This is a genomic window from Shinella sp. R2-11 (genome assembly GCF_055330205.1).
Genome location: NZ_JBVAPC010000001.1, coordinates 327,041 through 352,487, shown reverse-complemented (window position 1 = coordinate 352,487; position 25,447 = coordinate 327,041). Strand labels below are relative to the sequence as shown.

Below are 25,447 nucleotides of genomic sequence, written 5' to 3'. Positions count from 1 at the left end.
GTCAGCGCTTTTCGCCGAAGCGGCGCGGTGCCGGCCTTCCCGTCACCTGCTCCCAATGCTCGTCCGCCCGCCGCTCGAAGGTGGCGGCATCGCGCGCATCGCTCTGGTAGAAGGCGCCGCGCGGCACGTCCGGCGCATAGACCTGCTCGCTCCAGCCGCGCCCGTCATCATGGGGAAAGGCATAGCCGACATGGCCGAGCGCCGCCGCGCCCTTGTAATGCGCGTCGCGCAGATGCAGCGGCACCGCGGACGGCGCCTCGCTCGCCACATGGGCGAGCGCGAGCGAAATGCCACGGCAGGCGGAGTTGGACTTGGGGGCGCGGGCGACATGCAGGGCCGCGTGGGCCAGGATGATCTGCGCCTCGGGATAGCCGATCTTTTCAACGGCGTGCAGCGCGGCGACGGCGGTCTGGAGCGCGGTATTGTCGGCAAGGCCGACATCCTCGGACGCATGGATCATGATCCGCCGGGCGATATAGCGCGGATCCTCGCCGCCGTGGATCAGCCGGGCGAGCCAGTAGAGCGTCGCGTCGGGATCCGAGCCGCGCATCGATTTCACGAAGGCCGACACCACGTCGTAATGCGCATCGCCCGAGCGATCATGGTTGACGGGCGCGGCCGCATAGGCCTCCTCGACCATGGCTTCCGTGATCACGACGGGCTCGCCGGGCGCGTGGCCGACCGCAAGGCTTTCCAGAACGGTCAGCGCCCGGCGGGCGTCGCCACCGGAACGGCCGGCGATACGGCGCAGCAATGCCAGCTCCAGTGTCACGTCAATGCCGCGTGCGGCGAGGTGATGGAGACCGCGCCGGATCACGTCTTCCATCTCCTCGATGGCGAGCGGCTCAAGCTTCAGGATGGTGGAGCGGGAAATCAGAGCGGGCGTCAGCGTATGATAGGGATTGCCCGTGGTCGCGCCGATGAAGTCGGCGACGCCCTCCTCGCAAAGCGCCAAGAGATGGTCCTGCTGCGTTGCGCTGAAGCGATGCACCTCGTCGGCGAAAAGCAAGGTGGGGCGCATGCGCGCCTCGTCGGCGATCTTGCGGATGTCGGCGACATTGTTGTGGGCGGCATGCAGCGGGCGAAAATTCTTGCCGAGCATGTTGCCGATGGCGCGGGCGATCGACGTCTTGCCGAGCCCCGGCGGCCCGTAGAGGATGATGCTGCCGAGCCGTCCGGCGGCAATGCGCCGGCGCAACATCGTGCCGGGGCCGATGACCTTCTCCTGGCCGATCACGTCGTCCAGCGTCGCCGGGCGCAGTTCGGCGGCGAGCGGCATGGAACCGGTGCGCGGTGCGGCATCGAAAAGATCGGTCATGGAACTCCCCGTCGAAAGGCGCTGTCCTTTCCGGCCGGGCATGCGGGAAAACCGCATGCGACCGGAAGACGTTCGTCTACCGGTCCGAACGGGCAGGGTCAAAGCGAATCCGCACCTCGCGGAGCCTACGGCCATCAATCCCTAGCGGGGAACGGCGTGATAGCGGCCATCCTGGTAGAGCAGGGAATGGCCGGTGCCGGTGCGGATCGCCTGCACCTTGCCGATGACGATCACGTGGCTGTGCCGCTCGATGGCTTCCTCGACGGTGCAGTCGATGGCGGCGACGGCTCCGAGGAGAAGCGGTGCGCCGCTGACGGCGGTCGTCCATTCTGCACCGCGGTAGCGATCGGGGCCGCGCAGGCCGCCGCGCCCGGCGAACTGGTTGGCAAGCTCTTCGTGGTCCGCGCCGACGATATTGATGCCGAAATGGCCATGGCGTTCGACGATGGGCCAGGTGGAAGAGGTGCGGTTGAGGGAGACGAGCATGCGCGCCGGCTCGACGGAGAGCGCCGTCGCCGAGGTAACGGTGGCGCCCGTGCGATTCTCCCCCTCCCCTGCCGTGATGATGCTGACGCCGCCGCCGAGCGTCCGCAAGGCCGCCTTCAGGCTGTCGGCATCGACGGGCTGCCCGGACGGAGCGGCACCGCCGATGTTGAAAAGCGTGGTTTCGATATGCGCATTCATGCTTCCCGCTCCGCTGGAGGCCTCATGCGGCAAGGGATAGCAGAGGGCCATGGAGCGCGGCAGGCATGGCTTTTCTAAATCTACAATTTTTGTAGAAAATATATGGTCGAATGCCTTTCCCCGATGCGTGCGGATATCTCTAGGCGGTCCGCCGCGCGGCCATGGCCGTGACCTCTACCTTCATGCCGGGATCGGCAAGGGCGCTGACGCCGACGGCGCAGCGGACGGGATAGGGCTTCCTGAAATAGCTGCAATAGACCTCGTTGAATGCCGGGCGGTCTGCCATGTCGGTGAGATAGATCGTTAGGTGGATCACGTCGGCGAGCGTGCTGCCCGCCTTCTGCAGCGAAGCCTTCAGGCTTTCCAGTGTCGCGATGCTCTGTGTCCGGATATCGCCCGTCTCGATGGAGCCGTCAGCCCGCAGCGGGATATGCGTCGTCATCAGGAGATTGCCGAGGCCGGCGACGTCCGAGGAAATCTCGCCCTCGTCCGTATCCTCGATGAAAAAGGGGGCGGTGCTGTCGGCCATGACTGATTCTCCTTCGCTGTCTTTCGTCAGAGAACCACCGGCTTTGCCGCCTGCCGTCAACCGAAAACCATCCGGTCCTCTCGAAGCGGGTGGCGTTTGCACCCGTCGACGGCTAGCCTGCCCTTATAGGAGAATGCCTGCGCTCCAACTCAAGTGCGAAACCATGCCGCTGCAAAACCGCGTCACGCCTTTCGGAGATATCGTGGCCATCGCCCAGCGGGGCCTCTTCACGGGAAATCGCGGCATCCTCCACGATCCGGCGACAAGGACGCTGCTCGGCCGGCGATGGGCCGGCAAGGCCTGGCTGATCTGTGCCTGCGAATTCCAGGGCCGCCGCCGCACGGTGATGGGCGGGCAAAGCTGGACCGAGCTTTTCTTCCTGGACGAGGCCGTGGCCCTCGCTGCCGGCCACAGGCCGTGCTTCTTCTGCCGGAGGGAGGCCGCCGAGCGGTTCCGGACGCTATGGGCATCGTCCGGCAGGCAGGCGCTTCCGACGGCCGCCGGCATGGATGCCGTGCTGCACGGCGAACGCCTGGAGCGGCGCAGGAAGCGGCTGCATCCGATCCCGGGACCTGTCGCGGATCTACCGGACGGCGCGATGGTTGCCGTCGGAGAGGATGCCTTTACATTGGACGCGGGTCTTGCCCATCGCTGGACGGAGGCGGGATACGAGCCGCCCCGCAAGCTTCAGGGCGCCGACTGGCTTCTGACACCACCCTCCACGCTCAGGGTTCTCGGTGCCGGATATCGGCCCGTATTCCATCCCGCGATTCGCACAACAAACGGTGGGTAAAGGCATCGCAGCGGGTGTCCTCGGGCCACAGAGGACAATAACCTGTGACAAAGTCGCATTACACGCCCTGCCATTCCACGACAGGAAATAAGGCAACTTTGTGGGGAATTCCGCGGAAGATCAACGTGGAAGGCGCTTCGTGACCCCGCAAGGCGCGCTTTCCCGCCGAACATAATGCCTTGCTCTTACATCAGAATCGGTTCTAGATGCGGTTTAATCCCTCATATGGGCTTGAAATCGCACCTTGAGATCCGTGACATGAATATGGCCGCAACGTTTGGACAGGCAATTTCCGAGGTCGATCAGTTGATCATCGGACAGGCCCATGAGCTTTCAGACAAGCTGAAGCAGCACCGGCTGGAAATGTTCCCGCCCGTCGCGCGAAAGGGCCTGCGCCAGTTCCAGCTGAGCGAGGCTGCGCATTTCCTCGGCGTCACCAGCGGCTACCTGCGCAACCTGTCGCTGGAATCCAAGGGTCCCCTGCCGCAGGTCACCCCTTCCGGCCGCCGGTCCTATACGGCCCAGCAGTTGCAGGAGATGCGCGAATATCTCGAGCAGAACAGCCGTGGCCAGCGCTACGTGCCGCGCCGGCGCAGTGCCGAGCATCTGCAGGTCATCGCCGTGGTGAACTTCAAGGGCGGCTCCGGCAAGACGACAACGACCGCGCATCTGGCGCAGCATCTCGCCCTGACCGGGCACCGCGTCCTTGCCGTCGATCTCGACCCGCAGGCGAGCCTTTCGGCCATCCACGGCTTCCAGCCGGAATTCGACGTCGACGAGAACGAGACCCTTTATGGCGCCATCCGCTACGACGACCAGCGCCGGCCGCTGAAGGAGATCATCCGCAAGACCAACTTCCCCGGCCTCGACATCGTGCCGGGCAATCTGGAGCTGATGGAGTTCGAGCACGACACGCCGCGCATCCTCGCGCAGGGCAACAGCGGCGATTACGGCCGCATCTTCTTCGCCCGGCTGGACGAGGCGCTGTCCTCGGTCGCCGACGACTACGACGTGGTGGTGATCGACTGCCCGCCGCAGCTCGGCTTCCTGACGATGAGCGCGATCTGCGGCGCGACGGCGGTGCTGATCACCGTGCATCCCCAGATGCTCGACGTGATGTCCATGTGCCAGTTCCTGCAGATGCTGGGCGAGGTGCTGAACACGCTGAAAAGCGCGGGCGGCAACATGAACCTCGACTGGCTACGCTATCTCGTCACCCGCTACGATCCGGCCGATGGCCCGCAGACGCAGATGGTCGCCTTCATGCGCTCGCTTTTCAAGCAGCATGTGCTGACCAGCACGATGGTGCGAAGCGTCGCCATCGCTGATGCGGCGCTCACCAACCAGACGCTCTACGAGGTCGAGCGCAGCCAGTTCACACGGGCCACCTACGACCGGGCTCTCGAATCCATGGAAGCGGTCAATTCGGAGATCGTCGATCTCATTCACAAGGCATGGGGGCGTTGATCATGGCGCGCAAGAACGTTCTGTCCAACCTGATGAACCCGTCGGCCGAGCCGGCGGATCCGGCCAATCCGGGACAGGAAGAACAGCGCCCGCCGATCACCTACAAGGGCATCGGCGCGCTGGGGGCGGTCACGAGAAGCATCGACGCGCTCGCAGCCAAGGCCGATGCGGCCAGGGAAATCGAGGCAAAGCTCGCCGCCGGCGAAGTCGTCATCGAGCTTGAGCCCGACCAGATCGAGGAATCCTTCATTTCCGACCGCCTGGTCCATTCCGATCAGGAATTCCAGGAGCTCGTCGAGGCGATGCGCGTGCGCGGCCAGGATTCGCCGATCCTCGTGCGCCCGCATCCCACGAAGGACGGCACCTACCAGATCGCCTTCGGTCACCGCCGCGCCAAAGCCGCCCGGCTGCTCGGCCGGCCGGTGCGCGCCATCGTCAAGTCGCTGACCGACCGTGACCATGTCATCGCCCAAGGCCAGGAGAACAGCGCACGCGCGGATCTTTCCTTCCTCGAGCGGGCGACCTTTGCCGGGGAACTGGAGACGCGCGGCTTCGATCGCGAGACGATCATGTCGGCTCTCAGCGCCGACAAGACGACCGTTTCGAAGATGCTTTCGGTCGTGAACCGCATCCCGAAAGGCGTGCGCGCCGGCATCGGCCCCGCCCTTTCCATCGGCCGCGACCGCTGGCATGAACTGGCGACGCGTTTCGACGATCCCGCCAATGAAGACAAGGCCGTGGAGTTCCTGGCGCGCGAACGCATCCGGACCCGCCCGCCGGAGGAACGCTTCAACCTTCTCAACAGCCATCTCACGCGCCACGAGACGCCGGCCACCGCAAAGCCGGCACCGGCCACCTGGCACCGCAAGGACGGCGCTGTGGAAGCCTCGATCAAGACGAACGGCCGGCAATACACGATTGCCCTGAAGGCAGCGGAAGCCGCGGCGTTCGGCGCCTACATCACCCGTAATCTGGATCGCCTCTACGAGGCGTATCGCACGGAAAACAAACAGAAATCAGGAGATTAATCCGCAAAAGAAAAAGGCCCCCTCAACGTTGCCGTCGCGGAAGCCCTTCTCATCGTTTAGCAGCCTGAGAATCGCACTTCCCCGAATCACAGTCAAGCCTTTTCGGCACCGGTTTCGGTGATGGGGTCTCTTTTGCCTGCTGAAAGGTGAAGAGACATGGAGATGGACGGCATAACGACGCCTTTCGGGCGGCGGACGATGACGCTTGGCATGTTGGCAAGCCAGGCGATCGCGCAAAAGATCGCGCCGGAAGCCAGCGTCGACAAATGGAAGCTCTATCGCTGGCTTTGCGAGGCAAGGCCGAAGCTCGGCATCAGCGACCGTTCGCTTTCGGTGCTGAACGCGCTGATGAGCTTTTATCCGAAGACCGATCTTAACGGCAGCGATGGGCTGGTGGTGTTCCCATCCAACGCCCAGCTTTCGCTGCGCACGCATGGCATGGCGGAAACCACGCTGCGCCGGCATCTTGCCGCGCTCGTGGAAGCCGGCCTCCTCTCCCGCAGGGACAGCCCGAACGGCAAGCGCTATGTCCGCCGCGACCGGCATGGCATGATCGGCGAAGCATTCGGCTTCTCGCTCGCACCCCTCCTTGCCCGGGCAAGAGAGATCGAGATGCTGGCCGCCGAGGTCACCGCCGAGCGTCTGTTGCTGCAGCGTCTGCGCGAGCGCGTGACACTGGTGCGCCGCGACATCACGAAGCTGATCGGCACGGCGCTGGAGGATGGCCTCGCCGGCGACTGGACGCAGTACGAAGCGGAATATCGCCGGCAGGCGGACGCCTTGCCGCGCATCGCCACGACGGAAATCCTGGAGCCGATCCTCGACGCACTCGAAACCTTGCGGACGGAAATCCTCAAATATCTGGAACAGCAGATTATTTTGCAAAATACGGCTGGCAATGCCGCTCATATTGAGCGGCACAAACAGAATTCACAATCCGAATCTATTTCTGATTCTGAACATCGCTTTGGAAGGAAGCGGGAGGACAATTTTGGCGTAGAGCCGTTGCTGTCGCATCAGACGAGCATGAAAGAGCCGGCAAAAGCCGTCGAGCGGGAAGCCAGCCGAGAGGGGATGCAGCCAACCAGCCGGCGTGCACCACTCCCAGGCGATTCTGCACGGTTGCAACCTCCAAAGCCCTTCCCGCTTGGGCTCGTTCTGCAGGCTTGCCCTGAAATCGTGCCGTTCGGACCGGGCGGCAGCATTTCGAGCTGGCGCGATCTGATGACGGCTGCCGTCGTGGTGCGCTCGATGCTGGCGGTCAGTCCTTCTGCCTATGAGGAGGCCTGCCAGGCGCTCGGGCCGGAAAATGCGGCGACCGTGATTGCCTGCATCCTCGAGCGCTCGGGTCATATCAACTCGGCCGGCGGCTATCTCCGCGATCTCACCCGTAAGGCGGAACGGCGGGAATTCTCCCTTGGACCGATGCTGATGGCCCTTCTGCGAACGGGGGGAGCACCGGCGAAACAGGCGGGCTGATGCAGAGTAAGGCGGCAAATCCACTTTGGAAACGGCATGTTAACCATAGGGTTCCTAATCATGGGTGGACGAAAAGGAAGCCCGAATCAATGCCGCCACTCGCCTCGGTCCAGCCGCGCCACCGTTCCATCGCCACCGATACCGTCGTTCCCTTTCCGGCCGAACGTCGGACAGCCCAGATCCGCCATTGTGCCGGCGAGCTGGACGGGCTTCAGGGAGAAGATGCGCGCCTCTACTGGATAAGGGTGTGCCGGGAACTGGCGGAGGAACTGCGCAAGCTCGGTTCGAGCGAAAACCAGGCGCGCACCGCCGTCCTGGCCTTTCAGGACGAGGTGCAGCAGGAACTCTTTCGCATGCATCACGCCGAGGATGTCTAATCAGAGCATGCCTGACGCGCTGCCGGCAAGCCCGACCGAAAAGACGACCAGGAAGATGGCCGCCACGCGATAGACGAGGCGTGGCGAAATGATCGGTGCCCGCCCGGCGATACTCCCCAATGCCAGGAAGCTTGCTCCCGCGCAAAGGACGAGAAGGCTGAAGAGACCGAGTGCCGGCGCGATCTCCATGAGGTTCCCGGTCGGCATGATCGCGAGTGCGATGATCGGTGCTTTCGGATTGAGCATCGTCGTCAGGAAAACCTGGCGAACCGTGACTGCAGACGTTGGCCCTTCGAGCGCTTTTGCCGCTGAAACGCGCCACAGCCGGATCGCCAGAAACAGCACCCAGCATGCAGCGAGAACGCGAAGGCCCGTGGCGAGCGGTGGATGCTCATTGAAAAGAGGCGCGGCAACTGTCGTCAAAGGGATGACGACAGCAAGATAACCGCAGAGCTCGCCGAGAAGAAGAGGAAGGCTCGCGCGCCAGCCCCGCGCAGCGGCGCCGACAGTCAGCAGGGTATTGGTTGGCCCCGGCGTGAAGAGCAGCGCGAGGATGGCGGGAACGAAAAGACCGTCGGGCATGGAGGCTCCATGGCTATGCTTTAGCCCTACTCTATCGTATCCGCGCAAGACAAGCTTGATCTCCGTCAATGCCTCTTCCTCTTGCCGGAAACTCCCGATAGGAATCGTCAGCGTATTCGAAGGAGATGGTCATGACCGAGGCGATTGCAGAGGATATCCGGCGGCTGGAGGAACAGGAACGCTTGCTGCGTTTTACCAGCTTCGGCCCGGCGGACGCATGGGCGCTCGGCAACCGGGTGCGCGAGGTGGCGCTTGCTCGCGGCGCGGGCGTGGCGATCGATATCTCGCTCAGGGACCGGACGCTCTTTCATGTGGCCCTGCCCGGCACCACGACCGACAATGCCGAATGGATCCGCCGCAAGCGCAACACGGTACTGCGCCTTTGGAGCGCTTCCTACCTCGTCGGCAGGCGCCTTGCGCTTTCCGGCCGGGACCAGGTCGAGGCGCGCAATCTTTCCTATGCCGATTTCGCCACCCACGGCGGCAGCGTTCCGCTTTTCGTTGCCGAGCTGGGCTGCGTCGGAGCGGTGACCGTCTCGGGCGTGCCGGAGCGTATCGACCATGCGATCGTCGCCGATGCCATGGCATCCTTCCTGAATATCGATCTGGGTGATGCGCGCCTTCCGGAATAGGCTCGGCGAAGAACGCCGGCGCTGTCGTTTACGGCGGTAAACTCAGCTCGCGAGAACCACGCTGACGCCGGCTGTTTTGAGCGCCGAGCCGATATCGCGTGGCGGTATCCGATCGGTGAAGAGCTCGGTAAGCGCGCCGAATTCGCAGACCCGGACGAGGCCCTGCCGGCCGAACTTGGTATGATCGGTAATGACCACGGCCCGCTTGCCGCGGGAGACGACGGCCCTTGCGAACTCGGCCTCTTCCAGATCGTAATCCATCACGCCGATTTCCGCATCGATCGCGCCCGTCGTTATGACCGCATGGCCCACGGTGAAGTGGCTGATGAACTCGATTGCCGAGACGCCGAAGGCCGCGCCGTTGTCGCTCCGCAGCTCGCCGCCCGCCATATAGACGCGGTTGTCGTTGATGGTGGAAAGCGTGCGCGCGATATCCGAGGAATTGGTCACGACGGTCAGGCGGCGGTGGCCGAGCAGTTCGCGGGCGAGGTAACTGGTCGTCGTGCCCGTATCGAGCATGATCGAGTCGCCGTCGCGGATCGTCGCGGCCATGGCGACGGCGATCGCCTTTTTCGCGTCGCTGTTCTCCCGCATGCGCTTTTCGAACGGCGCCTCGCCGAGGATGGAGGGCAATGCCACGGCGCCGTGCATCTTCACGACCGTTCCGCTGCTCGTCAGCGGCTTGATATCGCGGCGAACGGTTTCCAGCGAGACATCGAGCCTTCTTGCTAAGTCGGAAATGGACACCGTTCCATCCTGCTGGAGAAGGCGAAGAATGTCACTGTGACGCTTGGAGTAGTTCATATTCGTGGGATTCCGCAGAAGAGTACGTCTATTTTCATAAGCTTTTACGGACCTGCTGGCAAGAAAAGCCGCATAATCAGTCATAAAAACATAAAAAACCACACGCCCCCGATTGACAGCGGCGCAGGGAGAGCATGACATTGCGCTAATAAGGCGAAAGAGCCGGCAAGGGACTTCGGTCGCGGTGAGAGGGGCCTCGCAACCAGCCGATCCGCGGGAGGAGCATCGATGGAAGGCGACGGGCTCGACCGCGTCGTTGAGGAGCGAATTCGCGCCCTGCCCTGCTGGCGCGGATCCATAGAAATTTCGCCCCTTCCCGGCGGTATCAGCAATGAGAGCTATCTGGTGGCTGATCAGGCACGTCGTCACGTCGTCCGGTTCGGGCGGGACTATCCGTTCCATCATGTCTATCGCGACCGGGAGCTCATGACGGCGCGGGCAGCACATGCCGCAGGATTCGGGCCGGAGATTCTCTATTCCGAACAAGGCGTTATGGTTTCAGCCTATCTGGACGCTCGTCCGCTCCGCGCCAGTGATGTGGCCAGCGACTATCGCCGGATCGCCGACCTCCTGCGTCGCTTTCATATAGCCATGCCAGGGGAGGTCGAGGGCGCGGCTTTCCTGTTCTGGCCCTTTCATGTGGTGCGGGACTATGCCCGAACGCTGAGGATCGGCGGCAGCCGCATGCTGCGGCAGGTGCCGGCCTATCTCGAACTGGCCGAGGAACTGGAGGCGGCACAGCTTCCGCTGCCTATCGTCTTCGGCCACAACGACCTCCTTCCCGCCAATATCCTCGATGATGGGGAGCGGCTTTGGCTGATCGATTTCGAATATGCCGGCTTCTCGACGGCCATGTTCGATCTTGCCGGCGTCACATCCAATGCCGAGTTGCCCGCAGACATCGCCGAGGATTTTCTAACTGTCTACTTTGGCTCCCCGCCTTCCTTCGAAATGCGCCGTGCGCACGCGGCCATGCAATGTGCCTCGCTCCTGCGCGAATCCATGTGGGCGATGGTGTCCGAACTGCATCTTGCGGCGCCTGGTGCGGATTATGCCGGCCATGCGGCAAGCAATCTTGTCCGCCTCGAAGAGGCGCTCGATCACTACCGAACGACCTACGGGAAACGCCTCAAATGACCCTGCCTTCCCATGCCGCTATCGTCATCATTGGTGGCGGCATCATCGGCTGCTCGACGGCCTTTCATCTCGCGCGCGACCATAAAGCGGATGTCATTCTTCTGGAACAGGAGGCGTTGACCTCCGGCTCCACCTGGCATGCCGCTGGTCTTGTCGGCCAGTTGCGCTCGTCGGCCTCGATCACTCGTGTGCTGAAATATTCGGTCGATCTCTACAAGGATCTCGAGCACCAGACGGGCGTTGCGACAGGCTGGAAGATGACGGGCTGCCTTCGGCTCGCGACGAACCGGGACCGCTGGACGGAGTTCCGCCGCCTTGCCACCACAGCGGGAAGCTTCGGCATGGATATGCACCTGCTGTCGCCCGAAGATGTGAAGGCCCTCTGGCCTCTGATGGAGGTCGGCGACCTCGTGGGCGCAAGCTTCCTGCCGACGGATGGGCAGGCGAGCCCATCCGATATCACGCAGTCGCTTGCCAAGGGCGCCCGCATGCATGGTGCCAGGATCTTTGAGCATGTGCGCGTCACCGGTTTCGATCTGCAGGATGGGCGAATCCACAACGTGCGCACGACGATGGGGGATATTGCCTGCGAGACGGTGGTCAACTGCGCGGGCCAATGGGCAAGGCAGGTCGGGGCGATGGCGGGGGTCAACGTGCCCCTCCAATCCGTGAAGCACCAGTATATCATCACCGAGCGGCTTCCGGGGCTCGCCGCGGATGCGCCCACGGTGCGCGATCCGGACCGGCGCACCTATTTCAAGGAAGAAGTCGGCGGCCTGGTCATGGGCGGCTATGAGCCGAACCCACAGGCCTGGACGACCGGCGACATGCCGGCCGATTGGGCCTTTCGGCTGTTGGATGACGACTACGATCATTTCGAACAGCATATGGTCGAGGCGATCGCCCGGGTGCCGGCACTGGAGAAAGTCGGCGTCAAGCAGATGATCAACGGCGCGGAGAGCTTCACGCCCGACGGCAACTTCATTCTGGGCGCTGCGCCGGAATGCCGGAACATGTTCGTCGGGGCGGGTTTTAACGCCTTCGGCATCGCCTCCGGTGGCGGGGCAGGGTGGGTGCTGGCCCAGTGGATCGTCGACGGGGAGGCGCCGCTCGACCTTTGGTCCGTCGATATTCGCCGGTTCAGCGACCTGCACAGGGACCGTCAATGGGTGCTCGATCGCACGCTGGAAGCCTATGGGAAGCACTATGCGATCGCCTATCCGCATGAGGAATACGAGAGCGGCCGTCCGCGCATCGTCTCACCGCTCTATGATCGCTTGAAAGGGCAGGGGGCAGTCTTTGGCTCGAAGCTCGGCTGGGAGCGACCGAACTGGTTTGCGCCGGAGGGAGTGGCGGCGCGGGACATCTATTCCATGGGTCGGCAGAACTGGTTTACCGCCGTAAACTCGGAGCATCGGCACGTGCGCGAGGCGGTGGGCATCTTCGATCAGTCGTCCTTTGCCAAATATGAGATGAGGGGGCCGGATGCAGTGAAGGCCCTCGACTGGATCTGCGCCAATGACATTTCCAGGCCGGCTGGCCGCATCACCTATACGCAGCTTCTCAACAGCCGCGGCGGTATTGCCGCCGACCTGACAATTGCGCGGCTGTCCGACGATACGTTCTATATCGTGACGGGCACTGGCTTTCGCACGCATGACCTTGGATGGATAGCGGACCATATTCCAGCGGGCTCCGATGTCACGCTCCGCGATGTGACGGAGGAGTATGGCGTGCTCTCGCTGATGGGGCCGAAGGCGCGAGCCATACTTGCGGCGATTACGGATGCGGACATGTCCAATGTCGGTTTTCCCTTTGGCCATGTGCGGGAAATTTTCGTAGCCGGCCGTTCGGTTCGTGCACTGCGCATCACTTATGTCGGGGAACTCGGATGGGAATTGCACATGCCGATGGACGCTCTGGCCGATGTCTTCGATGTGCTAATGGCGGCGGGGACGGCCTCGGATATCCGGCCCATCGGCTATCGCGCGCTTGAATCGCTGCGTCTCGAAAAGGGCTATCGGGCCTGGGGGGCGGATATCACGCCGAACGATACGCCCTTTGAAGCCGGTCTCGGCTGGGCAGTGAAGCTGCACGGGAAGGGGGATTTTCTCGGTCGCTCCGCGCTGGAGGCCGCAAAGGGCTGGCCGCGCGGGAAGGCCTTCGTTGGCTTTACGGTCGACGATCCGGATATTGTCCTTCTCGGCCGCGAGACGATCCTGCGAAACGGTGAACCGGTAGGGTATCTGACGAGCGGGGGATACGGCGGCACGATCGGCAAAGGCATCGGTTACGGCTATGTCTGCCGCTCGGAGGGCGTGGACGATACCTTCCTGAAAGATGGCGTTTACGAGCTGGTCGTCGCGATGGAGCGCACGCCCGCGACCATACACCTGGTGCCGATGTACGACCCGCTGGGCTCGCGGGTGAGAAGCTGAGAATGCTGAATGGCCGTTTGTCGCAGGCGGCTAGGTCTGTTCCTCCTGGGATGACGAGCAGGGGACCGCAGCGGCCGTTGGCGTTAGCGCTCTGCCGCTGATCATCCTCGCCATTGCTATGGAAGGCACCTCGGCTATTCATTGCTTTGCCTCGGGTGGCGAGCCGATAGCGCTCCATGGGATACCTGATGGTCGGGCATATTGGCGATCTCACAACGCCTTAAGTGGAGGGAAGGCTATCAATCGTTCGTAAACGTCTCTATGATCTCATTGAGAGGGTGAGGTGAGTCGGAGCGTGCGAGTTTACGCGGACTCTAAGGGGCCGAAGAGGCCACGTCCCGCCGTTATCCGAGAATTTCCTCTTACTATTCCTGATTCCTTTTCAGCGAAACCATCATGTGGTGAACGTTATTGGCCGCATAGCGTTCGTTTGGCAAATCGTTTACCATGAATTCAATGCGTTACGATCTTGCGAAATTGCCCATCCAACGCCTGCTTCAGCCGCTTTCCGATGCGGGAGTGGCCTTGGCGCGGCTTGATGAGAGAGTTGCCCGCTCCCCGGTCGGTCAGGGATGGATCGGGCGCATGCATTTCGCCGATGCCTGCGCTTCACTGTGGGTCGATGGCGAGCTCGTCCATGTCGAGGACCTCGTCCTGCATGATGCGGCGCATGACATTCGCGCTCCGACCCACGAACTGACCATCGCATCCGATGTCCTCAGAACCCGGCGCCGCATTGCGGCGCAGCCGGCCGACTGGGCCTTGTCGACGCAAGGCCTGAGCGGCCTCTGCCGGGCGGGGGCGGCTGATGAGAAGGGCCTGTCAGATCATGACGGTAGGGATGCCACGGCGATGGAGCGGGGGATCGACGATGTCGGCGAGGATGTCTTGGATCCATTAGCCAGCGAGCTTGCTGCAATCGATGCCTTGCTGGCGCGGTCGGAGGCGGTGATCGCGGAGACGAAGGCCTCCGGTCGCGTGCGCGAGCGGGAGGCGCTCGTCTACGAGGCCGATTGGGACGAGGATGCGCGTCTGGAGGAGTGGCGCACCGTGCTGGCCGAGATCGGCAGCCTGCCGCCGGTGCTGCAGGCGGTGCTCGCCCTCGATGCGTGGAATGTTCTGGGCGTCCTGCAGCATGGGGCTTGGCTCGGGCGGCAGCTTGCCGGCGGGATATTGCGCCAGGCCGCGCTTACCACCGGCGCGCATCTCGTCGCCTTCAATCTCGGCCTGAAGAGCATTCCTGTCGACCGGCGCCGGCACGTCGATCGCGACGTCAGGCTCTCGGCCATGCTGCATGCCCTTGGCGCGGCCGCGGAGCTGGGGCTGAAGGAGCATGACCGGCTGACGCTGGCGCGCACGATGATGGAGCGCAAGCTCGTCGGGCGGCGGACGTCTTCGAACCTGCCCGGCCTCATCGAGCTCGTCCTGGCGCGACCCATGGTTTCGGCCGGCATGGTGGCCGGGGCACTCGACGTCACACCGCAGGCGGCCTTGCGGATCATCCGCGAACTCGGTCTGCGCGAGATGACGGGCAGGGGGCGGTTTCGCGCGTGGGGCGTCGTCTAGGCGCACGGCCATATCGTGCGACAGCGCCGAAGCTGCCTATGGTGGGGTCGACGTGCTGGTGAACAGTGCAGGCACCACGATGCTCTCGCCGCTGGCTGACGCGGACGATACCCATTTTACCCGACAGATCGAGGTCAATCTCAAGGGCACCTTCAACACGCTGCGCGGGGCGGCAAGGCGCCTGCGCGGTGGCGGGCATGTCATCAATTTCTCGACGAGCGTCCCCGGCCTGAAGCTTGAAACCTATGGTGTCTATGCTGCGACAAAGGCGGCAGTGGAAACCCTGACCGGGATCACGGCCAAGGAGATGCGTGGCCGCAGCATCACCGTCGACGCCGCCGCATCTGGCCTGACGGCCACCGATCTCTCCTCGACGGCAAATCGCACGAGCCGGTTGAGCGCATGGCGAGGATGAACCCGCTGGAGCGCCTCGGCACATCGGAGGACATCGCCGCCGCTTCCTTGCCGGCCCGGACGGCGGCTGGATCAACGGCCAGACGCTTCGCGCCAATGGCGGCATAATCTGACCTGCCGCAAAGCGGCCGCTCCTGCCAGCCATCCGTGCCATCCGGCAGGTCTCGTGCCGGTTTTTCGATGCCTCCAATGTCGAGGGGCTTTTTGCGCCGCTTCCCGTCGGTCGCATCGCATTCTCCGTGCACTACCGCAATATTTATGCGTATCCATATTTTGCATACTCGTGCTTCAGGCATACCAGCCTGACTAAGGTAGCGCAGCTTTTCCAGATTGTACGCAGCTTCTTAAGCGACATTCCCTGCGGTTTCCGGGTTTTCATTGCCTTTAACTGCATCCAGTCAAAGAATTTAGCATATAGATACCGGCAAGGTTTGTAATCTAATTTTGGTTGACATTGCATACAATATGGCAATAGCGTGACGTCACGAGGGACGGAGGAGTCCTTTATGCACGACGCGAGTTCCCGACAATCACCCCAGCCAGCGAGAACGCCGATGGAAGCCGATAACAGAACCGATCGTCACCTGTCCCCGCGCACGACCCTCGTGCTTTCCCGCTCCGAAATCGAAGGGCTGGTGACCATGGCGGAGGTTATCGAGGCGGTGGAGGCCGCGCATGCCGACATGTCCAGCGGCAAGGCCGCGCAGCCGGCGGCCATCGCGATGAAGCTTCCCTCCAGCGCCGGGGCCTTCCTGGCGATGCCTGCGCTTGCCGACCGGCAGGGGCTCGCCGTGGTCAAGCTGCTCGCCGATATTCCCGACAATCCGGGCCGCGATCTTCCAATGCAGCGCTCGATCGCGCTGCTCGTCTCGCAGGCGACCGGCGCTCCGGTGGCGATCTTCCATGGCCAGATCCCGACCCGCATCCGGACGGCGGCCGCGAGCGCCGTCGCCACGCGACACCTGTCGCGCCCGGACAGCCGCGTGCTGGGGTTGATCGGCGCGGGCGACCTTGCCGTCGAGCATGTCCGCGCCATCCGGGAAGTGCGCGGGATCGAGCGCGTCGTCGTGTGGTCGCGCTCGGCCGCCACCGTCGCCCGCTTTATCGAACGCGTCGGCCGCGATTGTCCCGGGCTCGTGCTGGAAGGCGCCGCTTCGCCGGAAGACGTCTTCGCCGAGGCCGATATCGTCTGCACGCTGACCCCTTCCCGCGAGCCGCATGTGAAGGGCGCGTGGTTCAAGCCGGGCCAGCACATCAATGCCGTCGGCGCGCCGCCGCGCCCGGATCATCGCGAGATCGATTCCGCCGGCATGGCGAGGGGCCGCGTCTTCCTCGACAGCATCCCGATGGCCATGCACGATTCCGGCGACCTGCTCCTTGCCATCGTCGACGGTGCGATCACCGCGGAACAGGCCTCGACCGAGATCGGCGACGTCATCACCGGTGCCGCGCCGGGCCGCACTTCGGCTGAGGAGATCACCCTGTTCAATTCCGTCGGCCTTGCCGTGCAGGACCTGGCGATCGGCGACCTGATCGTTGCAAGAGCCCGCGAAAAAGGCATCGGCAAGGAAATCGACCTCACGGCCTGAGGTGTGAATCGGGATTGGCCCCGCTCCGGAGGAGAGCTGGGCCGGTTTTCACCGCGCAGATTTGTTTGCACGGTCATGTCCGCATGGCCGCCGGATGGCTGCGTCTATTGAAGAGGAGCGAATGGACAAGCGTTTTATCTGGCAAAGGGGGCTGTGGGGTGGCAAGTTCTGTCTGCTTGCCAACGACCTGACCAATCCTCGATGATCGCCCTGCTGATCCATGGCTATAGCATGATTGCCGTGGTCTTCGGCATTAAGCAGCTCCTCGATCAGCGGGAAGCGAAGGGGCTTGCGATGCTCTACCGGCGTGAGGCTGCCGGCATGTAAGCTGAAGCCGTTACCTTGCGCCTCTTGCGACGCGAACCTGCCCAATCTCCGGGCCCTCGCGCCGCATTGCTCCCGCGCCTTGCCCGGTGCGACAACGAGGACCGTTCCCGTGCCTGTTCACGCCGCGGCGGGGCTGATATGACTGCGGGAGTGAGGGCAAGATGAGAAAACGCGGGCAACGAGGCAGATCCGGCATGGTGGCAGTCGCTGTCGCCATCCTTCTCGCGTTGCAGGCTATTCTCGGCTCCGCAGCCCTTGCCGCCCACAGCGCCACGCCGGCGCTGGACGGCTTCGGAAACCCGCTCTGCATCACCGGTGCCGAAGGCCATGCGCCCGAGCCGGGGCAGGACAGGGACCGTTCGCCGCTTCCAGATTGCTGCACGATCGCCTGCACGATGGCGCTCGGCTTCGTGCCGACGGACAGAGCTGCGGCGATCTTTTTCAATCCGCTCGTTCAGCCTTCGCAGCGCATCGTCGCAAGGAAGGTGCTGCATCTGCGGTCCATGCTGGACCGCCTGCCGGGCAATCCGCGCGCGCCGCCGCTCGCTGCCTGATCGCCGAGCCACCACCGTCTTCTCCAGTCGCATGATCGATGCCGCCCGACGCGAAAGCGCCGGCAATCGGCGCGGCACGCGGAGGGCCATCGCCCTTCGGGCCCGGAGACGGGGCGCTCTTTCAGGAAAACATCCCTATTCCCATTCCTTGCCGGCAGAGTGACCGGCAGCATCGGAGACCGAAATGTTGAAACAGACCCTTGCCGCGACGGCTCTTCTCGTCCTCGGCGCAACTACCGCCCTGGCGCATGTCTCGCTGCAATTGCGGGAAGCGCCGGTGGGCTCGACCTACCGGGCGATTTTCCAGGTGCCGCATGGCTGCGAAGGCAAGCCGACCCATGTCGTCCGCGTCAAGATTCCCGAAGGGGTCATTGCCGTGAAGCCGCAGCCCAAGGCAGGATGGACCCTGGAGAAGATCAAGGGCGCCTATGCCAAGTCCTACGATTACTACGGTACCCCGACGAGCGAGGGCGTGAAGGAGATCGTATGGAGCGGCGGCAGCCTCGGCGACGACGAATATGACGAGTTCGTGCTGCGCGTCTATCTCACGAAGGATTTGAAGGCGGGCGAAACGCTCTATTTCCCCGTCGTGCAGGAATGCGGCGACGGCCTTGCCGAGCGCTGGATCGAAATCCCGGCGGAAGGCCAGTCGGCCGACGACCTGGAACTGCCGGCGCCCGAGGTCAAGCTGCTGGAAGCGGCGGGCGGTCACTAAGCGATGCGGGCCGGTGCCGCCGGGCGCCGGCCCGTACCGGAAATTCGGAGGTTGACCGTGCGAAACCGCAGTCTTTGCCGATCCGCCGTGCTGGCGCTGCTGGCCGGCTGGTTCTGGTGCTGCCTGACGGCGGCGGCCATGGCGCATGCTGCCCTGACGGGCGCCTCGCCGGCTGACAATGCCGTGCTCGATGCCGCGCCGAAGACGCTTTCGCTGTCGTTCAGCGAGCCGGTCTCCCCGCTCGTGCTGCGGCTGGTCCTGCCCAGCGGCGTTGCCTCGCCGCTCCGCGATTTCGTGCTGCGCGACCGTACCGTGGAGATCACCCCGCCTGCGGGCCTTGAAAACGGCACCTATGTCCTCACCTGGCGCGTCGTCTCGGAGGACGGCCATCCCGTCTCGGGATCGACCATCTTCTCGATCGGCACGCCGAGCGCATCCCCGCCCTCGGCGGGGGATGGCGTCGACCGGCTGGTCCGCGCGGCGCTCTGGCTGGCACGGACGGGGCTTTATATCGGCCTCTTCCTCGGCATCGGCAGCGCCTTTGTCATCCGCTGGCTGATCCCGGCGGGGCAGGGCGGACGGCGGATCGCCGGCGCGGCGATGGCGATCGGTCTTGCCGCGACGCTCGTCTCCGCCGGCCTGCAGGGGCTCGACGCCCTCGGCCGGCCGCTTTCGAATATCATCGACCCTTCCGTCTGGCGGGCCGGGCTGGGGACGAGCTTCGGCTGGACGGTCGCCGTCCTGAGCGCCGCCTTTCTCGTCGCGCTGGCGGCCTTGCGGTGGAATGCGGCCGGACGCGTGGTGTCGGCGGTCGCGCTCGTCGCCGGCAGCGCCGCCCTGGCGCTGAGCGGCCATGCAAGCGCGGCAAGCCCGCAATGGATGATGCGCCCCGCCGTGTTCCTGCACGCGCTGACGATCGCCCTCTGGGCCGGTTCTCTCGTTCCGCTCGTCTGCGCCTTGCGGGAAGGGGCCGATGCGGGGCGCAGGGCGCTGGACCGGTTTGCCCGGCTCGTTCCCTGTGTTGTGGCGGTGTTGGTCGTCGCGGGCGTCCTGCTCGCCGTCGTTCAGGTCGAGCATCCGGCGGCGCTTCTCTCCACCGCCTATGGCAAGGTGCTGCTCGTCAAGCTGGTGCTGGTGCTGGTGCTGTTCGCCATCGTGGCGATCAATCGTTGGGCCCTCACCGGGCCTGCCCATGCAGGGGAAGCGCGCGCGACGCGCCGGCTTTCCCGCATGGTCGTGCTGGAAACGCTGGTGGTGCTCGCGATCCTCGCGGTCGCGGCGACGTGGCGGTTCACGCCGCCGCCGCGCGCGCTTGCCGTTGCCGCCGCGCCGCCGGTCTCCATCCACATCCATTCGGCCAAGGCGATGGCGGAAGTGACGATCAATCCGGCGCGGGCCGGCCCCGTCGATGTCTCGGCCGTGATCCTTGCGCTGGACTTCTCCCCCATGGAGGCGAAGGAAGTGGCCTTCGTCTTCTCCAACCCGAATGCCGGCGTCGAGCCGCTGCGGCGCAAGGCGTCCCTCTCGCCCGATGGCCTGTGGCGCGCCGAGGCCACCGTCCTGCCGCTGCCGGGGCAATGGCGGCTGCGTGTGGATGTCCTGATCAGCGATTTCGAATTGGTGCGGCTGCAGGACGTCGTCGAGATCGCCCCATAGGCGTCGCTGCCTTCAAAATGTCAGGGCGCGGTCTTAAAGGCCGGGCGACCGGGTGGTCGCTCTGCCGCGGAGATGGCGATGTCTGCAAACAACAAGCGCTCCGGCGTTTCCCTTTCCCATCATATCCTGCCGACCTCGGGAACGATGATCGGCATATGCATGACCTTGATCGGCCTCGTGAAATTGACCGAGAATGGTGGCGGCATGAGCCATGTGGACGAATACGCCGCCCTTTCGGCGCTGGTCTTTCTCGCAAGCGCTGTGACGTCCTATCTCTCGCTGCGATACGAGGACAACGAGGCGCTCAGCCGCCGCCTCGAGAATTTTGCCGATCAATGTTTCTTGATCGGGCTGGTCGCCATCGTCATCATCGGCGTCCTCTTCGCCTATGCGGTCATCTGATGCGGGATGACCCGCGGCCGCTCAGGCCATGATGCCGCCGCCCGCGCCGAGCCTTTCCTCGGCCTCGTCCCGCGACATGGAAAGCACCTGCCGTGTGACGTCGAAGCCGAAGCCGCCGCGCGTGAAGGCCGAGAATTCCTTGGCTTTCCGCTTCTCGTCGAGCGCCACCTTGCGGAAGGGGCCGAAGGCGCGTTTGCGGGCAAGGATCAGCGCGGCAAGAAGATCGTCGATTTCGGCCGCCGCGGCCGCGGCGGTGTCGCCGGCGATGCCCTTCTGGGAAAGCTTGCGGGCGACGGCCCGCCGCGACCTGCCGCTCCGCATGCCCGAGCGGCTGGCCGCCTCGGCATAGGCCCGGTCGTCCAGCGCCTTGTTGTCATAGGCGAATTTCACCGCGAAATCCGCAAGCGCCCGGACCTGCCCGTCGCTGATGCCCTCGAACTTCTCGCGCGCCTTGCGGGCGATCGCGTCGAAGAGCTGCCTTTCCGTGTGCATGCGCCGCTCGATGCGGTAGATCGTCGAATTGCGCGCCCAGGAGAGCATGCGCGGGCTCGGCGCGTCGTCGGTGGTCGTCTCTTCCTGCAAAGTCAGCCTTGCCTGCCTGCCGTGATGAAGTTCGGAAATGCTTTTCCGCCCGTTTCGAAGACCACATGGCGGGCGTTTCGGCAAGCCGTCCGTGCAAATTCCTGCGGAGCTTGAGGGCCGGCATTTCCGTTGTCCGCCCGCAAGGCATCATCCCTCGCCGACATGCCTTCATCCGATTATTTCATGGCTGTCGCGCTCACCCCGCTTGACTCGGGGGAGGAGGTCTTGTCACACTCAGTTGTCAGACATCTTACATAAATGGGGATCCCGGCTGACGGATCACAAGGAGGACCACATGAAAAAGCTCTTCATGCGACTGGCCGTAGGCGCCGCATTCGTCGCAGCCGCCGTTTCGGCCCATGCCGGCCAGACCCTGGACCGGGTGATGGAAAAGAAGGCGATGGTCGTCGCCACCAACAGCGGCTGGCCGCCCCAGAGCTACCTCGACGACAACAACGAGATGGTCGGCTTCGACATCGACGTCTCCCGCGAGATCGCCAAGCGCCTCGGCGTCGAGGTGAGCTTCGAGACGCCCGACTGGCAGACGCTGACCGGCGGCCGCTGGCAGGGCCGCTACGATCTCGGCGTCGGCTCTGTGACGCCCACCAAGGCCCGCGCCCAGGTGATCGACTTCGTCGGCATCTACTACTACAGCCCCTATGTCTACGTCGTCCACAAGGACAGCGACGCCAAGACCGTCACGGACCTCAACGGCAAGGTCATCGGCGTCGAGACGGCGACGACCTCCGAGGACTTCATCAACCGCCGCCTCGAGATCGACGCGCCGGGCCTGCCGCCCATCGAGTACAAGCTCGAGCCGGGCGAGGTTCGCACCTTCGCCGATTCCATGCTGCCCTTCGACGACCTGCGCCTCGGCAACGGCGTGCGCCTCGATGCGGTGATCGCGCCGGAACAGACCGCCATGAACGCCATGAAGAACGGCTACCCGGTCAAGGTCCTCGAAGGCGAATATGCCTTCCGCGAGCCGCTCGTCGTGATCGCCGAGAAGGTCGATCCGGAATGGACCGCCAAGGTCGGCGGTATCATCGAGGAGATGAAGAAGGACGGCACGCTCTCGGCGCTCACCACCAAGTGGTACGGCAAGGACTACAGCGCCGACTGAGCGAACTGAACCGACGGCGCGGGCGGCATTCGCCCGCGCCCTTCATGCCTGAGGGGGAGCGTGATCATGGCCTATCCGGACACCTATTACAAAAGAACCATGGCGGACCAGACGGCGCGAACGGCCCTTTCGGGCACGGTCGAGTGCGACGTCGCGGTCGTCGGCGGCGGCCTTGCCGGCCTTTCCGCCGCGCTGCAGCTTGCCCGCGCCGGCAAGCGCGTCGTCGTGCTGGAGGCCGAAAGCGTCGGCTTCGGCGCCTCCGGCCGCAATGGCGGCTTCGTCAGCCCCGGCTATGCCACGGGCGGCGAGGAGATCGCCCGCGTCGCCGGCAAGGACAAGGCACGCCAGCTCCACCTGCTTTCCATGGAAGGCGTCGAGTTCATCCGCGACAATATAAGCACGCTCGGCATCGACGATGCCACGCCGCAGCCGGGCATCATGAGCGTGCTGCGCTATGACGACGGCGCCAGCCTCAAGGCCTATGCGCAGCAGTCCCTGAAGGAATACGACTACCGTCTGGAATACATGGACCGCGACGAAGTTCGCGCGGTGCTGAAGTCGGAGCGCTATTTCCAGGCGCTGCGCAATCCCAACGCCTTCCACATGCACCCGCTCAACTATCTGCGCGGCATCGCCCGCGAGATCGAGCACCTCGGCGGCCGCATCTGCGAGCAGTCGCCGGTGACGTCTTCCGATCTCGGCGGCGCGGAAAAGCGGCTGAAGACGGCCGGCGGCGAGGTCAGGGCGCGCGACGTGCTCTTCACGACGGGCGGCTATACGGGCGCGCTGAACGGGCGGCTGAAGCGTTCCTTCCTGCCGATCGCCACCTATGTCATGGTCAGCGAGGAGGCCCCGGAGCTGATCGCCTCGGCCATCGCGACTTCCAATGCCATCGGCGACAACCGCCGTGCGGGCGACTATTACCGCGTTGTCGACGACGGCCGCCGGCTGCTGTGGGGCGGCCGCATCACCACCCATGCGGCCTCGACGGCCGGCCTCGTGCGCGAGCTGCGCGCCGAGATGGTCGGCACCTATCCGCAGCTCGCCGGGCTGAAGACGGAGCTCGCCTGGTCGGGCCTCATGTCCTATGCGCGCCACCTCATGCCCCAGATCGGACGCATGGCCCCTGGCGTCTGGTACTGCACCGCCTTCGGCGGGCACGGCCTCAACACGACGGCGATCGGCGGCAAGGTTATCGCCGAGGGCATCCTCGGCGAAAGCGAACGCTACCGGCTCTACGAGCCTTTCGGCCTCGTCTGGGCCGGCGGGATCGCGGGCCTGGCGGTGGCGCAGCTCACCTACTGGAAGCTCCAGGCGCAGGACTGGTGGCGCGAGCGCGCCGCCTGAGGCAGATTGCGCAGACATGCGGAACTGAAAACGAAGCAGGAGAGGGCGGACCATGATCGGCCGACTGATACTTACCTATCCAGAAGCCTCGCGCAGGGCGGGCGGGCTGCTGATCCTCGCCATCGTCGTGGCGGTGCTCTATTCCCTCGGCATCAGCTCCGCCTGGATCGGCCATGTCCTGCCGTCCTCGGCAAACTGGCTCGGGGAAAACCCGACCGCCGGCCGGCTCGTCTCCGCCCTGCTGATCGCGCTCATCGTCGCGGCCAACTGGAAGGCGCTGCGCCAGCTCTCCCGGCGCCAGCAGGTGATCGGCGTCTGGATCGAGCTCTTCGCGCTCCTGATGCTGTTCTTCTATTCCTTCGATCTCTCCTTCGCCTTCATCGCCAAGAAGATCGGCTTCCTCATCACCCAGGGCGTGACGACGACGCTCTACATTTCCGCGATCTCCATCGTCATCGCCACGGTGATCGCGCTGGCGGGCGCCATCGCCAAGCTGTCGAGCAACGGCGTCATCTACGGTCTTGCGACCTTCTACACCTCGCTCTTCCGCGGCCTGCCGCTCCTGATGCAGATCTACATCATCTATCTCGGCCTGCCGCAGGTGGGCTATGTGATCAGCGCGGTGCCGGCCGGCATTCTCGCGCTGTCGCTCTGCTACGGCGCCTATATGACGGAAATCTTCCGCGCCGGTATCCAGAGCATCAATCGCGGCCAGACCGAGGGCGCGACGGCGCTCGGCCTCAGCCCGAGCCAGACCATGGCGCTCGTCATCCTGCCGCAGGCCATGCGGGTGATCATTCCGCCGACCGGCAACCAGTTCATCGCGATGCTGAAGGATTCCTCGCTCGTCTCCGTCGTCGGCGTCTGGGAAATCATGTATCTCGCCCGCACCCAGGGCCAGACCGAGTTCCGCCATATCGAGATGCTGATCACCGCCTCGATGATCTACTGGGTCCTGTCGATCTGCCTGGAATACGCCCAGTCCCGCATCGAGGAACGCTTCGGCCGCTTCAATGTCCGTTGACATTCCCGCGGGTGAAGGCGACGGCGCGCCTCTGGTGCCGTCGAACGGCCGCGGCGCGCTGCTCGTGCTCGCGGCCTTCGCCATATTCTCGGCGACCGATGCCATCGTGAAGATCATGGCCGTGGCGATCCCCGCGCCGCAGGTGACGTTCCTCGTCACCGCCGCGGCCCTCTTGCTGCTCCTTCTCCATGCGTTCGCCACCGGCCGCACGCGCCGCCTCGTGCCGCGCCAGCCGGCGCTCGCCTTCTGGCGGGCGCTCCTACTCGCGCTCGATACGCTGCTGATCCACTATTCCTTCGCGCGCCTGCCGCTGGCGGAAGCCTATCTCATCGCCTTCCTGACGCCGATCCTCGTCGCGGTGCTGGGTTTCTTCCTGCTGCGCGAACGGCTCTCCGCCATCGGCTGGGTCGGCGTGCTGGTCGGTTTCGCCGGCGTCGTGGTGGCGCTGAAGCCGGGCGTCGCGCCGCTCAATCTCGGCCATGCGGCAGCCTTCGGCTCGGCGGTTTTCTTTGCCTTCTCGCTGATCCTCCTGCGCCGCGCCAAGCTGGCCGAGACGGACGAGGCGCTCGTCGCCAGCGTGCTCGTGGTGATGACGCCCGTCGCCCTCGCCGTGGCGCTTGTCTCCGGCGGCCTGGTGGCGGTCGGCAGTCCGGCTCTCGCTTATGCCGCGGCCGGCGGCGCGATGATGCTGGGCGGCCATGCGCTGCTGGTGCGCGCCTTCCGCGTCGGCGAGGCCTCGGTGGTCGCGCCGTTCCAGTACAGCCAGATCATCTGGGGTTGCCTTTACGGCGTATTCCTCTTCGCGACGCCGGTGGAGATGCACACGCTCTTCGGCGCGGCGATCATCATCGTCTCGGGCTGGCTCGTCCTGAAATGACGG

General features: G+C 64.5%; 25 protein-coding genes and 1 pseudogene. 20 read left to right on the top strand and 6 right to left on the bottom strand.

The window, feature by feature from the left end:
* Window position 1: 1 nt before the first annotated feature.
* The 3 genes from ACZ1A1_RS01735 to ACZ1A1_RS01725 form a co-directional block, all read right to left on the bottom strand.
* Window positions 2–1,318 carry a replication-associated recombination protein A gene (locus tag ACZ1A1_RS01735; protein WP_463618501.1) on the bottom strand — a complete coding sequence of 439 codons (1,317 nt, stop codon included), beginning with the start codon at window positions 1,316–1,318 and terminating at the stop codon, window positions 2–4.
* A gap of 141 nt (window positions 1,319–1,459) precedes the next feature.
* Window positions 1,460–2,002 carry a flavin reductase family protein gene (locus ACZ1A1_RS01730; protein WP_463618500.1) on the bottom strand — a complete coding sequence of 181 codons (543 nt, stop codon included), beginning with the start codon at window positions 2,000–2,002 and terminating at the stop codon, window positions 1,460–1,462.
* Window positions 2,003–2,141: 139 nt separating this feature from the next.
* Window positions 2,142–2,531 carry a RidA family protein gene (locus ACZ1A1_RS01725; RefSeq protein ID WP_463618499.1) on the bottom strand — a complete coding sequence of 130 codons (390 nt, stop codon included), beginning with the start codon at window positions 2,529–2,531 and terminating at the stop codon, window positions 2,142–2,144.
* Window positions 2,532–2,694: 163 nt separating this feature from the next.
* Between ACZ1A1_RS01725 and ACZ1A1_RS01720 the strand changes: the two genes are divergently transcribed.
* The 5 genes from ACZ1A1_RS01720 to ACZ1A1_RS01700 all read left to right on the top strand — a co-directional run bounded on the left by ACZ1A1_RS01720 (window position 2,695) and on the right by ACZ1A1_RS01700 (window position 7,675).
* Window positions 2,695–3,324 (top strand): hypothetical protein, encoded by a 630-nt coding sequence (locus ACZ1A1_RS01720; protein WP_463618944.1) that lies wholly within the window; start codon window positions 2,695–2,697, stop codon window positions 3,322–3,324.
* Between the two features lie 264 nt (window positions 3,325–3,588).
* The gene (gene repA / locus ACZ1A1_RS01715; RefSeq protein WP_463618498.1) at window positions 3,589–4,791 is read left to right on the top strand and encodes a plasmid partitioning protein RepA; all 1,203 of its coding nucleotides are present in this window, start codon (window positions 3,589–3,591) and stop codon (window positions 4,789–4,791) included.
* Window positions 4,792–4,793: 2 nt separating this feature from the next.
* The gene (gene repB / locus ACZ1A1_RS01710; RefSeq protein WP_463618497.1) at window positions 4,794–5,819 is read left to right on the top strand and encodes a plasmid partitioning protein RepB; all 1,026 of its coding nucleotides are present in this window, start codon (window positions 4,794–4,796) and stop codon (window positions 5,817–5,819) included.
* 156 nt (window positions 5,820–5,975) lie between these two features.
* Window positions 5,976–7,298 (top strand): plasmid replication protein RepC, encoded by a 1,323-nt coding sequence (repC, locus tag ACZ1A1_RS01705; RefSeq protein ID WP_463618496.1) that lies wholly within the window; start codon window positions 5,976–5,978, stop codon window positions 7,296–7,298.
* Between the two features lie 89 nt (window positions 7,299–7,387).
* Window positions 7,388–7,675, top strand: a complete 288-nt coding sequence (locus tag ACZ1A1_RS01700) for a DUF6074 family protein (RefSeq protein WP_463618495.1) — start codon at window positions 7,388–7,390, stop codon at window positions 7,673–7,675.
* On the opposite strand, the gene ACZ1A1_RS01695 is transcribed toward ACZ1A1_RS01700, so the two are convergent.
* Window positions 7,676–8,257: a LysE family translocator gene (locus tag ACZ1A1_RS01695; RefSeq protein ID WP_463618494.1), complete on the bottom strand. Its 582-nt coding sequence runs from the start codon at window positions 8,255–8,257 to the stop codon at window positions 7,676–7,678.
* Window positions 8,258–8,388: 131 nt separating this feature from the next.
* Between ACZ1A1_RS01695 and ACZ1A1_RS01690 the strand changes: the two genes are divergently transcribed.
* Entirely contained in the window at window positions 8,389–8,889 is a 501-nt protein-coding gene (locus ACZ1A1_RS01690; RefSeq protein WP_318913202.1) for a heme-degrading domain-containing protein, read from the top strand.
* Window positions 8,890–8,931: 42 nt separating this feature from the next.
* Here the strand turns inward: ACZ1A1_RS01690 and ACZ1A1_RS01685 are convergent, their stop codons facing one another.
* A complete protein-coding gene (locus ACZ1A1_RS01685) occupies window positions 8,932–9,693 on the bottom strand; it encodes a DeoR/GlpR family DNA-binding transcription regulator (protein WP_313192047.1) in 762 nt (253 codons plus the stop codon).
* A gap of 228 nt (window positions 9,694–9,921) precedes the next feature.
* On the opposite strand from ACZ1A1_RS01685, the gene ACZ1A1_RS01680 reads away from it, so the two are divergent.
* The 10 genes and pseudogenes from ACZ1A1_RS01680 to ACZ1A1_RS01635 all read left to right on the top strand — a co-directional run bounded on the left by ACZ1A1_RS01680 (window position 9,922) and on the right by ACZ1A1_RS01635 (window position 20,491).
* On the top strand, window positions 9,922–10,830 hold the full coding sequence (locus tag ACZ1A1_RS01680; RefSeq protein ID WP_463618493.1) for a phosphotransferase: 909 nt from the start codon (window positions 9,922–9,924) through the stop codon (window positions 10,828–10,830).
* Entirely contained in the window at window positions 10,827–13,268 is a 2,442-nt protein-coding gene (locus ACZ1A1_RS01675) for a GcvT family protein (protein ID WP_463618492.1), read from the top strand. Before ACZ1A1_RS01680 ends, ACZ1A1_RS01675 begins: the two co-directional genes overlap by 4 nt.
* A gap of 447 nt (window positions 13,269–13,715) precedes the next feature.
* Entirely contained in the window at window positions 13,716–14,834 is a 1,119-nt protein-coding gene (locus ACZ1A1_RS01670) for an RHE_PE00001 family protein (protein WP_463618491.1), read from the top strand.
* A gap of 10 nt (window positions 14,835–14,844) precedes the next feature.
* A pseudogene (locus ACZ1A1_RS01665) lies at window positions 14,845–15,361 on the top strand (SDR family oxidoreductase).
* A gap of 441 nt (window positions 15,362–15,802) precedes the next feature.
* Window positions 15,803–16,837, top strand: a complete 1,035-nt coding sequence (locus ACZ1A1_RS01660) for an ornithine cyclodeaminase family protein (protein WP_463618490.1) — start codon at window positions 15,803–15,805, stop codon at window positions 16,835–16,837.
* A 201-nt stretch (window positions 16,838–17,038) separates the two neighbouring features.
* Complete coding sequence (locus ACZ1A1_RS01655; protein ID WP_463618489.1) at window positions 17,039–17,164, top strand: hypothetical protein; 126 nt, start codon at window positions 17,039–17,041, stop codon at window positions 17,162–17,164.
* A 194-nt stretch (window positions 17,165–17,358) separates the two neighbouring features.
* Window positions 17,359–17,718: a hypothetical protein gene (locus tag ACZ1A1_RS01650; protein ID WP_463618488.1), complete on the top strand. Its 360-nt coding sequence runs from the start codon at window positions 17,359–17,361 to the stop codon at window positions 17,716–17,718.
* Window positions 17,719–17,902: 184 nt separating this feature from the next.
* Entirely contained in the window at window positions 17,903–18,433 is a 531-nt protein-coding gene (locus tag ACZ1A1_RS01645; RefSeq protein WP_463618487.1) for a YcnI family copper-binding membrane protein, read from the top strand.
* Window positions 18,434–18,490: 57 nt separating this feature from the next.
* Window positions 18,491–20,089: a copper resistance CopC/CopD family protein gene (locus tag ACZ1A1_RS01640; protein ID WP_463618486.1), complete on the top strand. Its 1,599-nt coding sequence runs from the start codon at window positions 18,491–18,493 to the stop codon at window positions 20,087–20,089.
* A 72-nt stretch (window positions 20,090–20,161) separates the two neighbouring features.
* A complete protein-coding gene (locus ACZ1A1_RS01635; RefSeq protein ID WP_409529963.1) occupies window positions 20,162–20,491 on the top strand; it encodes a hypothetical protein in 330 nt (109 codons plus the stop codon).
* A 21-nt stretch (window positions 20,492–20,512) separates the two neighbouring features.
* On the opposite strand, the gene recX is transcribed toward ACZ1A1_RS01635, so the two are convergent.
* Window positions 20,513–21,073, bottom strand: coding sequence for a recombination regulator RecX (gene recX / locus ACZ1A1_RS01630; RefSeq protein WP_463618485.1), 561 nt, complete (start codon window positions 21,071–21,073; stop codon window positions 20,513–20,515).
* Window positions 21,074–21,368: 295 nt separating this feature from the next.
* Between recX and ACZ1A1_RS01625 the strand changes: the two genes are divergently transcribed.
* The 4 genes from ACZ1A1_RS01625 to ACZ1A1_RS01610 all read left to right on the top strand — a co-directional run bounded on the left by ACZ1A1_RS01625 (window position 21,369) and on the right by ACZ1A1_RS01610 (window position 25,444).
* Window positions 21,369–22,196, top strand: coding sequence for a transporter substrate-binding domain-containing protein (locus tag ACZ1A1_RS01625; RefSeq protein WP_313192058.1), 828 nt, complete (start codon window positions 21,369–21,371; stop codon window positions 22,194–22,196).
* Between the two features lie 66 nt (window positions 22,197–22,262).
* Window positions 22,263–23,543 carry an NAD(P)/FAD-dependent oxidoreductase gene (locus ACZ1A1_RS01620; RefSeq protein WP_463618483.1) on the top strand — a complete coding sequence of 427 codons (1,281 nt, stop codon included), beginning with the start codon at window positions 22,263–22,265 and terminating at the stop codon, window positions 23,541–23,543.
* 52 nt (window positions 23,544–23,595) lie between these two features.
* Complete coding sequence (locus tag ACZ1A1_RS01615) at window positions 23,596–24,567, top strand: amino acid ABC transporter permease (RefSeq protein WP_119255429.1); 972 nt, start codon at window positions 23,596–23,598, stop codon at window positions 24,565–24,567.
* Window positions 24,557–25,444 (top strand): DMT family transporter, encoded by an 888-nt coding sequence (locus ACZ1A1_RS01610; RefSeq protein WP_463618482.1) that lies wholly within the window; start codon window positions 24,557–24,559, stop codon window positions 25,442–25,444. Before ACZ1A1_RS01615 ends, ACZ1A1_RS01610 begins: the two co-directional genes overlap by 11 nt.
* Window positions 25,445–25,447 lie beyond the last annotated feature (3 nt).